At 63.6% G+C, this 12,358-nt stretch carries 10 protein-coding genes and 1 pseudogene; 6 read left to right on the top strand and 5 right to left on the bottom strand.

The window, feature by feature from the left end; translation table 11 throughout:
• Positions 1-103: 103 nt before the first annotated feature.
• Positions 104-1,024, bottom strand: coding sequence for a hypothetical protein (locus J2X54_RS00165; RefSeq protein WP_070248405.1), 921 nt, complete (start codon positions 1,022-1,024; stop codon positions 104-106).
• A gap of 158 nt (positions 1,025-1,182) precedes the next feature.
• Positions 1,183-1,743, bottom strand: a complete 561-nt coding sequence (locus J2X54_RS00170) for a type 1 glutamine amidotransferase domain-containing protein (RefSeq protein ID WP_310176445.1) — start codon at positions 1,741-1,743, stop codon at positions 1,183-1,185.
• A 309-nt stretch (positions 1,744-2,052) separates the two neighbouring features.
• Between J2X54_RS00170 and J2X54_RS00175 the strand changes: the two genes are divergently transcribed.
• The gene (locus J2X54_RS00175; RefSeq protein ID WP_310176447.1) at positions 2,053-2,667 is read left to right on the top strand and encodes an OmpW family outer membrane protein; all 615 of its coding nucleotides are present in this window, start codon (positions 2,053-2,055) and stop codon (positions 2,665-2,667) included.
• Positions 2,668-2,739: 72 nt separating this feature from the next.
• A complete protein-coding gene (locus J2X54_RS00180) occupies positions 2,740-3,204 on the top strand; it encodes a hypothetical protein (RefSeq protein WP_310176449.1) in 465 nt (154 codons plus the stop codon).
• 158 nt (positions 3,205-3,362) lie between these two features.
• Here the strand turns inward: J2X54_RS00180 and J2X54_RS00185 are convergent.
• A pseudogene (locus J2X54_RS00185) lies at positions 3,363-4,482 on the bottom strand (methyl-accepting chemotaxis protein); the annotation flags it as partial.
• A gap of 94 nt (positions 4,483-4,576) precedes the next feature.
• On the opposite strand from J2X54_RS00185, the gene J2X54_RS00190 reads away from it, so the two are divergent.
• Entirely contained in the window at positions 4,577-6,217 is a 1,641-nt protein-coding gene (locus J2X54_RS00190; protein ID WP_070248395.1) for a M20/M25/M40 family metallo-hydrolase, read from the top strand.
• On the opposite strand, the gene J2X54_RS00195 is transcribed toward J2X54_RS00190, so the two are convergent.
• A complete protein-coding gene (locus J2X54_RS00195) occupies positions 6,207-6,500 on the bottom strand; it encodes a GIY-YIG nuclease family protein (protein ID WP_310176455.1) in 294 nt (97 codons plus the stop codon). The genes J2X54_RS00190 and J2X54_RS00195 overlap by 11 nt on opposite strands.
• A gap of 133 nt (positions 6,501-6,633) precedes the next feature.
• Positions 6,634-7,455: an NAD(+) diphosphatase gene (nudC, locus tag J2X54_RS00200; protein ID WP_310176457.1), complete on the bottom strand. Its 822-nt coding sequence runs from the start codon at positions 7,453-7,455 to the stop codon at positions 6,634-6,636.
• Positions 7,456-7,639: 184 nt separating this feature from the next.
• On the opposite strand from nudC, the gene J2X54_RS00205 reads away from it, so the two are divergent.
• The 3 genes from J2X54_RS00205 to J2X54_RS00215 all read left to right on the top strand — a co-directional run bounded on the left by J2X54_RS00205 (position 7,640) and on the right by J2X54_RS00215 (position 12,351).
• Positions 7,640-10,870: a methyltransferase gene (locus J2X54_RS00205; RefSeq protein ID WP_310176461.1), complete on the top strand. Its 3,231-nt coding sequence runs from the start codon at positions 7,640-7,642 to the stop codon at positions 10,868-10,870.
• 157 nt (positions 10,871-11,027) lie between these two features.
• Positions 11,028-11,909 (top strand): glycosyltransferase, encoded by an 882-nt coding sequence (locus tag J2X54_RS00210; RefSeq protein ID WP_310176463.1) that lies wholly within the window; start codon positions 11,028-11,030, stop codon positions 11,907-11,909.
• Between the two features lie 22 nt (positions 11,910-11,931).
• Positions 11,932-12,351: an FdtA/QdtA family cupin domain-containing protein gene (locus J2X54_RS00215; RefSeq protein ID WP_310176465.1), complete on the top strand. Its 420-nt coding sequence runs from the start codon at positions 11,932-11,934 to the stop codon at positions 12,349-12,351.
• The last annotated feature ends 7 nt before the right edge of the window (positions 12,352-12,358 follow it).

A 12,358-nucleotide genomic window follows, 5' to 3' on the forward strand; every position in this document is an offset into this window, starting at 1 on the left:
AGGTAAAACAATCTTCCCTATTGGAAAAATATGGGCCAGAAATGCAAACGCCCCTGGCGGTAAGGCCAGGGGCGCTGGTTATTGCGAAGCTGGTGCTACAGGATTACTTGGTCACACGATCCCACCCCTCACGCACCGCATCCTTGAACTTCTCCCAGCTCGACTGCGGGTGATTCGATTCCCAGCTGCTGCGCAAGTCCGGTTCCGCGCTTTCCCACGGCTTGTCCTTGTAGCCGGGATTGCCGGCCATTGATTCGCCGTAGCGGTAGGCCGGGTCGTAGTCCTGGAAGGTACCGCCCGTGTACGAGTAGGTTTTCTCCCAGTGCGAGCGGAAGTAGGCCGGGTCGCTGGCGCTGTCGTCACCGCGCAGGATGTTCAGGCTGTCCTGGTTGGGCGTGGCCACGTCGCGCGGATAGATGCGCATGCCGCTGCGCTGCACGGTCGGTTCCACCGAGATCGGCGGCGCCAGGCCCTCGATCACCGGCGGCAGTACCTCGCCGCGCTGCAGCGAGCCGGTGGTGGCCAGTTGCTCGGTGCGGGCGAAGTCGACCGCTTCTTCGCGCGGACGGATGCCGTGGTATTCGGGCACGGCGGTCTGCTGCGAGTTCAGGGTGGTCTGCTGCATGCCGGTACCGCTACGCAGCGTGTCGGCGCCGGTCCAGCCGCTGGCGCGCCACATGGTTTCGTGCTCGTCGATGTCGATCGGGTTGAAGTCGTCGATGATGTCGGCCGCGCGTTCGGCGGTTTCCTGGCTGCCAGTGTTGATGGTCAGCACCACATGGCCGCGATTCAATGCTTCCGCATAGACGCTATGGTCAGCGTGTTCGCGGCCCAGCAGGTCGCTGAACATGGTCTTGACGCTGCCGAGGATCGATTGGTCATCGTTGATGTGATGGGTGCCGGCAACGCCGACGGAGTCGCTCACGCGGATGGTGTCGCGGTCAAAGCCGCTCAGTATCAGTTCGTCCTTGGCGCGGTTGGCTTCGGCACTGGTTTCGAATACGGCTGCGAGTACGTGGGTCATGATGGTCTCCCTTGATTTAGGACGCATGAGGTCGGTTGCAATACCAGTCTACGTGTTACGGCTTGAGTTTAGCGCTCGTTTGCCAGGATGAAAGCACGTTTGGATGTCGTAGCTAGGCTTGCAGAAATGCACCTTCGCCGGGGCGAAGGTGCCATGTTTTATGCCGTCAGCAGTTGTTGCTGGAAGGCTTTATTGAACGCCGGAATGTCATCGGGTTTGCGGCTGGTGATCAAGTTTCGATCGACCACCACCTCGCTGTCTTCCCAGCTTGCGCCGGCGTTGTGCAGGTCGCCTTTCAGGCTGGGCCAGCTGGTCATCTTGCGGCCATCCACCAGGCCGGCGTCGATCAGGGTCCACGGGCCGTGGCAGATTGAGGCGATCGGTTTGCCGGTGGCGCCGAAGTCGCGGACGAAGCCGATCGATGGCTCGGACAGGCGCAGCGCGTCCGGGTTGGCCACGCCGCCCGGCAGTACCAGGCCATCGTAGTCGCCGGCCTTGGCGTCTTTCACATCGAGCTCCACCGCAAACTGGCGCGACGCGGTCAGGTGCTCGAAGCCTTGCACCTGTTCGCCTTTTGCTTTCGGCGAGATCAGCGTGACCTGGGCGCCGTGTTGCTCGAGGAACTGGCGCGGTTGCTCGTATTCGACCTGTTCGACGCCGTCGGTCATCAGGACGGCAATGCGCTTGCCGGACAGGCTGCCGTTATCGGGCTGGTTCATGTTGTCCTCCGTGAGTGGAATAGGGCCTATCAAGATGCCATGCTCTGGCACGCGCGCCTGTGCGCGCACGAACATTCGGGACGCTTCCGGGTTAAGCCGGTCGGTTTTGACCTGGATCAAGGATTTTCATGCTCCTGATCAATACACTTGTTCTCGCTACTTAATCATAAAAATATGCCGGGTGGCATAGGCCGTACTTACCGTGCGGCAGATTATTGACGTGGGCCAGGCCCACATACTCGGTTGCGTCGGCAGCACTGCACACGCATGCCGGCCACCGAGAGCAGGTTACCTTTAAAGGAAGTGAAAATGAGCAAACTGATCGCCGCAGCAGCCGTCCTGGCAACCCTTACATTGAGCATGAGCGCCGCGATGGCGCAAGAAAGCCCCTTGCAAGTCCGCGCCCGCGCGGTGTACCTCGACCCCGCCGACAAGTCGGCGCCGGTGGCGTGCACAGGCGCGTCCGACCGCCTCACCGTCAGCGACAAGACCATTCCCGAAGTCGATATCTCGTACTTCTTCACGCCCAACTGGGCGGCCGAGCTGGTGCTCACCTATCCGCAAAAACACGATGTGTTCCTCGATGGCGGCAAGATCGGCAGCTTCAAGCACCTGCCGCCGTCGCTGCTGCTGCAATACCACTTCACCAACAGCACGCCGTTCAAGCCATACGTGGGCGCCGGCGTCAACTACACGCGCATCTCGAGCGTCAACCTGCTCAATGGCGGCGCCGACCTCGAGAACGACAGCTTCGGCCTGGCGGTACAAGCCGGCGTGGACTACCAGCTCGACAAGAACTGGTCGCTCAACTTCGACGTGAAAAAGGTGCAGATCCGCAGCGACGTATTCATCGGCGGCGCCAAGGCCAGCCGGGTGAAGGTCGATCCGGTGCTGATCGGCGTAGGGGTCGGTTACCGATTCTGAGGCTGGGTTACGCTGTTGTCATGAGGCTATAATGGGGTATCCACGTTTGTCGTCACCAATGGAACCCCGCCCATGCGCAAGACACTGATACTCCTGATGCCCCTGCTGCTGACGGCCTGCGTCGATGACTCGGCCTCGTACTTCGTCGACGGCAAGGCCGGCAGCCACGCGCTGACTGTGCACCGCGCGCAAAAATACTTTTGGAGCAATGTCACCACGGTCGAGCTGATCATGCAGCGCCTGCCCGACTGCATGCGCCGCTTCGAACTGACCGACCTGCCTGCCGACGAAGTGGAAATCGAAGTGCTGTCCGGTGGCGACAACGTCTGGACCCTGCGCTCGGGTAGCGAGATGTGGCAAGTGGAATCGCAAACCTGCACCATGTATCCCGACGTCAAGGGCGACGGCGGCGAGTTGATCGGCGTGTTCCGCGATGATGGCGGCAAGTTCGTTTTCGAGGAGGCGGTGCTGGAGCCGGTCCCGGTGCCGGTTCCGGTTCCGGTGCCGGTGACGCCGGCTGCGGCGCCAGTGCAGTAACCGCCAGTCGCCGGCTCTTGCGTCGTCATCCTCGCGAAGGCGGGGATCCATAGAACATTTGAATCGTGCCACCGTCTGCACGAGCCAACATGATTTCACTGCCGCATGGATCCCTGCCTTCGCGGGAATGACGGCTTTAAGAGCCTGCGGTCGAACGGTTAGCGGCTCAGAGCAACGCGCTGCGGGCTGTTGCGTGCACGCTGTGCTACCACTGCAGGCTCCTCCCCACCGAGCCTGAACCGGCTCACCAGCTCCGCCAAGTTGCCCGCCTGCTCCTGCATACTGCCCGCCGCCGCAGCGGCCTGTTCCACCAGCGCGGCGTTTTGCTGCGTTACCGTATCCATTTCCGTGATCGCCATGTTGACGTGGCCGATGCCCGTACTCTGCTCGCTCGAGGCGTCGGTGATCGCCGCCATGATCTGCGTCACCTTCGACACGCTGGCCACCACCTGGTCCATCGTCGTGCCCGCTTCAGCCACCAGCAAGCTGCCGGCGCTGATGCTATCCACCGACGAGTTGATCAATTCCTTGATTTCCTTGGCCGCCGCCGAGCGCTGCGCCAGGTTGCGCACTTCGCTGGCCACCACCGCGAACCCACGGCCCTGCTCGCCGGCGCGCGCCGCTTCCACCGCTGCGTCTGCACCACTTGCGAGACCACCTTGCCACCCTGCGCCGCCACGCTCGAGGCCGACTGCACCATGGTGTTGGCCTGCACCGCATTGGCGGCGTTCTGGGTCACGGTGGAGGTCAGCTCTTCCATCGACGCGGCCGTCTCTTCCAGCGAACTGGCCTGCGACTCGGTGCGCGCCGACAGGTCCATATTACCGCTGGCGATCTCGCCCGAGGCGGTGGCAATGGTGTCGGCGCTGCGGCGGATGTCGCCAATGGTGTCCGACAGGCGCTGCTGCATGGCTTTCATGGCGGCCAGGATGCTGTCCTGGTCGCCGGCGCCGGTGCGGATCTCGGCGCTGAGGTCGCCCTCGGCGATGCGGCGCGCCACTTCGCCCACGTGGGCGGGGTCGCCGCCGATCGAGCGCCGCACGCTGCGGTTGACCATGCTGACGATGCCCCACAGTAGCGCGCACACGACCACCAGCACGCCACCCGACGTGGCCAGCGACGCGTGGACGGCGCCGTCGATGTCATCGATGTACACGCCGGTGACAGGTCCCACTCCCACGGCGCATAGCGCTGCACGCGGCTGAGCTTGGGCACCGCCTCGGTGCTGCCCGGACGGTGCAAATAGTAATTGACGTAGCCGGCGCCTTCCGGCGACGACTACTGAAAGTCAATTGAAAGGTGAGAGACATGTGCACAGAAGAAACAAAATCTGTCAGAATGGCGATAACCTACCTTAACAATTATGCTTTTTATGAAACTTCTCCTGTCGGCGGCGCTGGTGGCCTCGTGCATCTCATCCAGCCTGGCGGCCACGCCTGCTGACCAGCCGTCGCCGGCGGCCAGGCGCGCGATCGACAGCGCCAGCTGGCTGGCCCACGTGACCACCTTGTCGTCGGACCAGTTCGAAGGCCGCGCCCCCGGCACGCCCGGCGAAAAACTTACCACCGACTACCTGCAACAACAGTTCAAGCAACTGGGACTGGCGCCCGGCAACCCGGACGGCAGCTATGTGCAGGCGGTGCCGGTGGCGGCCATTTCCAGCTACCCGACGCTCAGCTACACGGTCGGCGGCAAGCCCACCCAGCTCAAATTCGGCGATGATTACGTGGCCTGGTCGGCGCGCCCGCAAAAAGAAGTCGACCTGCATGGTTCCGAGCTGGTGTTCGTGGGTTATGGCGTGCAGGCGCCAGCGTTGCTCTGGGACGACTACAAGGGCATCGACGTCAAGGGCAAAACCCTGGTCATGCTGATCGGCGAGCCGCCCGGCGCCAAGGGTTTCGGCGGCGGTGCCAGCCAGGCTGGCGGCTACTACGGCCGCTGGGCGTACAAGTTCGAGATGGCGGCCAGGCTGGGCGCCGCAGGCGCCCTGCTGATCCACGATCCGAAGACCGCCGGCGCCTCGTACGAGGTGGTGCGCAACACCTGGACCAACGAGAACTTCTTCCTCGACAGCCAGGCACCGAACCCGGACTTTCCACTGGTGCCGGGCTGGTTGCACCACGACCGCGCCAGGGCGCTGGTCACGGCCGCCGGCTTCGACCTGGACAAGCTGACCCGGCAGGCCGGCAAGCGCGACTTCCATCCCGTGCCGCTGGGCGCCACGCTCAATTTCACGGAAGTGAACGCCTGGCGCACGGTTGCCACCAGCAACGTGGTGGCGCGCATCGAGGGATCGGACCCGCAACTCAAGCACGAGGTGGTGCTGTACAGCGCGCACTGGGATCATTTCGGCATCGACGAGACCCTGCCCGGGCCGCGTCCGCAACAGATCTTCCACGGCGCGCTCGATAACGCCGCCGGCGTGGCCGCGCTGCTGGAAATCGCCAAAGCCTACCAGGCGCTGCCGGTGGCGCCCAAGCGCACCATCGTGTTCCTCGCCACCACCGCCGAGGAACGCGGCCAATTGGGCGCGCGCCACTACGCGCGCCAGCCGCTCTATCCGTTAAAAAACACCGTGGTGAACCTGAACATCCACGGCATCAACGTCTGGGGCCGCACCCGGTCGGTGCAACTGCGCGGCATGGGCAAGTCCAGCGCCGACGACGTGGTGGCCGCCGTGGCGCGCCGCCAGGGCCGCGCGCTGCGCCCGGAGGGCCCGCTCGAATTCGGCAACATGTACCGCGGCGACCAGTTCGAATTCGCCCGCGTCGGCGTGCCGGTGGTCACCCTCGGCGACAGCCTCGACTACGTCGGCCGGCCACCGGCCTGGGGCCAGGAAAAGCAGATGCGCTACCACGCCCAGGTCTACCACACGGTACACGACGTGGTGGACCCGAAATGGGATCTGCGCGGCGCGGTGCAGGACATGAATTTGCTGTTCGAGGCGGGATACCGGTTTGCGCAGGGTAAGGACGGGCCGGTGTGGCGGGAGAAGGTGGAGTTCAGGCGGTGAGGGTTGGGTAGAGGTCGTGCCAGCGCGGGTTGGATTGATGAACCAGGTCGATCTTCCATTCGCGGCGCCATTTTTTAAGGTGTTTTTCGCGGGTAATGGCGGCGCGGATGTCGCTGTGCTGTTCGTACCAGACCAGGCGCTTGACATGGTATTGCTCGGTAAACCCGTGCGCCAATGCTTCCTTATGTTGCCAGACGCGGCGGATCAGGTCGGAGGTGACGCCGATGTACAGTGTGCCGTAAGGTTTGCTGGCGAGCATGTAGACGTAGCTGAGCTTTTGCATACTGGTTGGACGCCGCCACGACTCAAAGGTTCCATGGATCCCCGCGTGCGCGAGGATGACGGATTAACCGCAAACGATAAGCCGTCATCCCCGCGAACGCGGGGATCCATAGACAATAACGGAACTCGTGACGTCACACCGCCCGCGGCTTATGCGCCGCCAGCAACCTGGCCGCGATCGACACCCCCACCGGCGACTCCGGCCACTCATCCCCCGGCCCGAACCACCGCGCCTCCGCGATCTCGCTCTCATCCACACGGATCTCGCCGTCCAGGTAGTCGGCCGTAAACGCCACCATCAGCGAATGCGGGAACGGCCACGACTGGCTGGCGAAATATTGCAGGTTGTGCACGCGCAGGCCCACTTCTTCGTACACCTCTCGGTGCACCGCTTCTTCGATCGACTCGCCCGCTTCCACGAATCCGGCCAGCGCCGTGTAGCGTTTGTACGGCGAACTGGTGTGCATCGCCAGCAGCACCGAATCGCCCTTGCGGATCAATACCATCATGGCTGGCGAGATGCGCGGGTACGCCATCATGCCGCAGGCCGGGCACTTGAAGCAGCGCTCGCCCTCGAGCTGCGCCATCGGCGTCGCACATACGCCGCAGTAGCGGTGCGTGCGGGCCCATTCGGCCAGCTGGAAGGCGCGCCCGGCCAATCCCAGGAAACCATCATCGACCACGCCGAACAGCGAGCGCAGGCCGTGATAACCATGCTCGGCGTCGGGCGCCACCGCGGCGTCCAGCCAGGCCAGCTGGTAGTACACGCCTTGCCACAACCCCAGCGCGTGGATGCGCTCGGGGGCGATCGGCAGGGCGGCGACGATGGCCGGCGCCGGCAAGCCCAGCGTGGCGTTGTTCAGCAACAACTCTCCACGGTGAAAGACAAAGGTGCGCGGGTGGTCGGTCGCTTGCGGGCGGATCAGGGGTTCGAACGTGGCGGGCGTAGACAGCATAAGGCGGGCTCGATAAAAGGCGGGGTTCCATCTTACCGCCTTTCAGATTTGCCCATCGTCATCCCCCGAGCAGGCAGTGTTTTACATTGTTGCTCCAAGGCCAAAATGTGACCATTTCCCTGCGGCTAAACGGTATGATAGGTGAACACTTGCGCCGTCTTTTTGTTACCTGACCCCTGCCTTCATGACCACTCCTGCCCCTGCTGCCGCCCCTGCCGTGACGAACAACCCAGCCAGCGCGCTGGACAATGTGATGGCGCTGGCTGCGCAAGGGCGGCTGGCGATTGCCGACCTGTTCGGCGCGGCGGCAGTGCTCACCGAAAGCGGCCAGCCGCAGGTGGCCATCGCCCTGTACCACACCTGGATCGCCCATAGCGACGCCCGGCTGATCTATGCGGCCTGCTTCAACCTGGCGGTGGTGCTGTCGAACACCGGCGACGATGCCGGCGCCGAGGCGGCCTTGCGCAAAGCCATCGCCAACAATGCCAATTTCGTCGAGGCGCGTCTGAACCTGGGCAGCCTGCTCGAGCGCACCGGCCGGCCCGATGACGCGCTGGCCATGTGGCAGTCGATCCTCGACGGCGGCCTGGTGCCAGACATCAAGACCACGCCGGCGCTGTACGTGCAAACCCTGAACAACCTGGGCCGCCTGCTGGAAATCCGCCGGCGCTACCCGGAAGCGGAAGCGATGCTGGCGCGCAGCCTGCACGTCGATCCGCAACAGGCCAACGTGATGACGCACTGGGTCCACCTGCGCCAGAAGCAATGCGCCTGGCCCGTGTACAGCGGCCTCGAACACATCTCGCAGGCCACCATGCTCGAGGGTACCTCGGCGCTGGCCATGCTCAGCGCGTCCGACGACCCGGCCATGCAACTGGCGGCCGCGCGCCGCTTCGTGGTGGAAAAGGTCAACGCCGCCGTCGCCCCGCTGACCGGCGAGCATGGCTACGGCCACGCGCGCCTGCGTGTCGGCTACCTGTCGTCGGACTTCTGCTCGCACGCGGTCTCGATCCTCACCGCCGAGCTGTACGAGCTGCACGACCGCAGCAAGGTCGAGGTCTATGCCTTCAGCTGGAGCCGCGAAGACGGCTCGCCGCTGCGCGCACGCGTGGTCAAGGCGATGGACCATTACATCCGCATCGATCACCTGACCGACGAGCAGGCCGCGCGCGCCATCCGCGCCCACGAAATCGACATCCTGGTGGACCTGCACGGTCTCACCCTGGGCGCCCGGCCCAACATCCTGGCGTACCGACCGGCGCCGGTGCAGATGACCTACCTCGGTTTCCCCGGCAGCACCGGCCTGCCCGGCATCGACTACGTGGTGTCCGACGAATTCCTGATCACGCCGGACATGGCCGAGCACTTCAGCGAAAAGCCGCTGTATATGCCCGACGCGTTCCAGATCAACGACCGCCAGCGCCCGATCGCGCCCACGCCCACGCGCGCCAGCGTCAACCTGCCCGACGACGCCTTTGTGTTCTGCTCGTTCAACAACAACTTCAAGTTCACCGAGGAGATGTTCGCCAGCTGGATGAACATCCTGCGCCGGGTGCCGAACAGCGTGCTGTGGCTGGTGGCCGACTACCCCGAGGTGCGCGACAACCTGTGGCGCTATGCCGAGCAGGCCGGCATCGACCGCCAGCGCCTGATCTTCAACAGCCGTGCGGTGCCAGCCGAGTACCTGGCGCGCTACCAGCTGGCCGACCTGTTCCTCGATACGTATCCGTTCAACGCCGGCACCACCGCCAGCGACGCCCTGTGGGCCGGCCTGCCACTGGTTACCCGCACCGGCCGCACCTTCTCGTCGCGCATGGCCGGCAGCCTGCTGCGCGCGGTCGATCTGCCGCAACTGATCACCGACAACCTGGCAGACTACGAGGAACTGGCGGTGGCGCTGGCGCACGACCCGGCCCGCATCGCCGCCATGAAACGCCAACTGGCCGCCAACCGCCTCAACTGCGCGCTGTTCGACAGCCCGCGCTTCGTGCGCAACTTCGAGGCAGCGTTGCAGCGCGTGGCCAAGCCGGCCGCGCCGCGCCTGCCCGCACCGGCGCACGCGGTGCGCCCGTCCGAGGTGACAGCAGCAGAGGCAGCACCGGCGCCGGCACAGCTCGACCAGATCCCGATCATCACGGTCTCGCACAACGCGCCGCAGCAGATCGAGACCCTGCTGGCCAGCGTGCGCCGCTTCCACAGCAACCGCGTGACCATCATCGACGGCTCCAACCCGGACGTCGCCGAGCAGATCCGCGCCATCGCCGCCAACTACGACAACGTCGAGTTCATCGCCCTCGGCTACGACATCGGCCAGGGCCCTGGCCTGGCCTGGGCCATCGAACACCTGGGCCTGTCCGGCGAAGCGCTGCTGCTTGCCCCCGACGTGGCGCTGGTCAACGACGGCCTGCTGGCGGCGCTGCATGCCGAGCTGGCGCCTGGCATGTACGGCGTGGGTGCGGTCCACGCCGTGAACGAACTCGGTTACGACCGCCCCGACGGCGCCTTGCGCTACCTGCACCCGGCCTGCCTGCTGGCCAATATCGACGTGGTGCGCCAGTGGCCGCTGCCGATCAAGCACGGCGCGCCGCTGATCGCCGCCATGCTGGCCTTGAACCACAGCGGTAACACCGGCCTGATCAAGCACCTCGACTGGGTGCGCGCCGATCTCGAAGGAGCCGAAGGTGCACACACGCCGCGTTTCCTGCAGCGCACCGGGGCCGGCGCGGTCGCAGCGGTCCGGGCCCACCACTACGACCTGCCCGGCGCCGCCGCCACCGTCAACACCGACCTGCTGCACTTTGTGCCGACGACGGCGCGCAAGCTGGTGGACGTGGGCTGCGGCGACGGCACCCTGGCCCGCGCCTACCGCCAGCGCAACCCGATCTGCAATATCACCGGCATCGAAGCGGAACCCAGCCAGGCCCAGGCCGCCCGCCAGCATTGCGACTTCGTGTTCCTCGACCGGATGGAGACCACCGGCGCGGCGTTCTGGGACCACGTGCGCGGCGCCGACTGCTGGATCCTGGACCAGTCGCTCGAGCACATGGACGACCCGTGGAGCGTGCTGCAAAAGATCCGCACCAGCATGGCGCCGGGCGGCAAGATCGTTGCCACCATCAACAACTTCCAGCACTGGAGCATCCAGGCCCGGCTCAACGCAGGCGACCTGCGCTATGGTCCTGACGGCATCGCCATGGCCCGCAAGCGGATGTTTACCCGGGGCGCCATGCTGGCCTTGCTGCAACAGGCCGGCTTCCAGATCAGCGGTGGCAGCGCCCGCATCACCGACGAGCCGGCCCGTGAAAAATACCTGCCGGCGATCCGGCTGATGGCCGGCGCCTCCGGCATCGACCCGGTGATGGCGGTGGAAGATGCATTGCCATGGCAATATGTCATCACGGCGGTAGTCAGCTAATTGCAGGACATGCCGCTGCGGCAGGCTGGGCTTGCAACGCAGCATTTATTCTGTCATTATTTAAAATTAACTTGGTGGTGCTTCGATCCAATTGCCTGCAGACGGCCGCGAAGCTTGATTACCGCCGTTAAACGTCACGCCCGTTATTCAAACCCTCATGTCCCTACCCAAAGTCAGCATTGTCATCCCGTCGTACAAGGCAGCCCATTTCGAGGCCTGTGTGCGTTCGGCGATTGGGCAGACTTATCTGAATACGGAAATCCTGGTCAGCGATAACTGTCCCACCGAGGAGATCAAGGACATCTGTGTCCGCTTTCCCGGGGTGATCTATCAGCGCAACACCGTGATCCGCGAGGACAATGTACTGTCGGCACTGTTTTCGGCCAAGGGCCAGTACATCAAGCCACTGTTCGACGACGACCTGCTGCATCCGTTTTGCATCGAGCGCATGGTCTCGGCGATGGAAATGTCGGCACAGCACCAACTGATATTTTCCGCTTCCCAGGTCATCAATTCCGACAACCAGCGCACCGATATTCGCCGCCCTTACCAAGCCAACGGCAGCCTCGACGGACGCGACATGCAGCGTTCGATGGCTTTGGGCATGCGTAACTTTGTTGGCGAGTTTTCCACCATCATGTTCCGCCGCGATAAGTTGTGGGCGGTTGGCTACAAGGACCTGTTCCGCATCGGCCGCCACGATTTCACGCGCGGCTTGGCAGATGTGGCAGCGTACATCAACCTGGTGCGCGATGGTCAGGCTTTCTATATCGATGAAGAGCTCAGTTATTTCCGTCACGACCCACGGCTCGAATCGAATTCCAATATCAATGCCAATCCGCATTTCGGCAACTGCTTTTCGGACTATATCGACCTGCTCGTCGTCAGCCATGAAACCGGCGCCATCAACACCGAAGAGTTAATCGCGCTGGAGGCCCAGGTGGCGGAAGTCAGCGCCCGTTTGCACGACGTCTTCGTGCAAATGGCGCCGGCGCACCAGCGCTACCGCGACTACGCGGCCACTCTCAAGCAAGCCTGACCTGTCATTTCGAAAGAATTTTATGTCTCATATCGACCAATGTCGCATCATCGACCTGCCCAAGCACTCCGATCCGCGGGGAAACCTTTCCGTGATTGAGAGCGGTATTCACGTACCGTTCGACCTCAAACGCGTTTACTACCTGTATGACGTGCCTGGCGGCTCCTCGCGTGCAGGTCACGGTCATATCGAACTGCAACAGCTATTCGTCGCCATGTCGGGTAGTTTCGACGTGATTGTTGATGATGGCGAAAACCGCAAGAAGTTCTCGCTAAATCGTTCTTACTACGGCCTTTACGTGCCGGGCATGATGTGGCGCGAAGTAGAAAATTTCTCATCAGGCGGTGTTTGCCTGGTCATGGCATCAACGCTATACGACCCTAAAGATTACTATCACGACTACGACGAGTTCGTCGCAGCAACCCGTCAACCAAAGAAATAATCACGAA

The organism is Duganella sp. 3397, assembly GCF_031456625.1.
Lineage (GTDB): Bacteria > Pseudomonadota > Gammaproteobacteria > Burkholderiales > Burkholderiaceae_D > Rugamonas > Rugamonas phyllosphaerae.

What these genes read in the sequence shown, in the direction of transcription:
- J2X54_RS00165 (WP_070248405.1), bottom strand. Translation starts at nt 1,024, where the DNA reads ATGACCCACGTACTCGCAGCCGTATTCGAAACCAGTGCCGAAGCCAAC.
- J2X54_RS00170 (WP_310176445.1), bottom strand. Translation starts at nt 1,743, where the DNA reads ATGAACCAGCCCGATAACGGCAGCCTGTCCGGCAAGCGCATTGCCGTC.
- J2X54_RS00175 (WP_310176447.1), top strand. Translation starts at nt 2,053, where the DNA reads ATGAGCAAACTGATCGCCGCAGCAGCCGTCCTGGCAACCCTTACATTG.
- J2X54_RS00180 (WP_310176449.1), top strand. Translation starts at nt 2,740, where the DNA reads ATGCGCAAGACACTGATACTCCTGATGCCCCTGCTGCTGACGGCCTGC.
- J2X54_RS00190 (WP_070248395.1), top strand. Translation starts at nt 4,577, where the DNA reads ATGAAACTTCTCCTGTCGGCGGCGCTGGTGGCCTCGTGCATCTCATCC.
- J2X54_RS00195 (WP_310176455.1), bottom strand. Translation starts at nt 6,500, where the DNA reads ATGCAAAAGCTCAGCTACGTCTACATGCTCGCCAGCAAACCTTACGGC.
- nudC (WP_310176457.1), bottom strand. Translation starts at nt 7,455, where the DNA reads ATGCTGTCTACGCCCGCCACGTTCGAACCCCTGATCCGCCCGCAAGCG.
- J2X54_RS00205 (WP_310176461.1), top strand. Translation starts at nt 7,640, where the DNA reads ATGACCACTCCTGCCCCTGCTGCCGCCCCTGCCGTGACGAACAACCCA.
- J2X54_RS00210 (WP_310176463.1), top strand. Translation starts at nt 11,028, where the DNA reads ATGTCCCTACCCAAAGTCAGCATTGTCATCCCGTCGTACAAGGCAGCC.
- J2X54_RS00215 (WP_310176465.1), top strand. Translation starts at nt 11,932, where the DNA reads ATGTCTCATATCGACCAATGTCGCATCATCGACCTGCCCAAGCACTCC.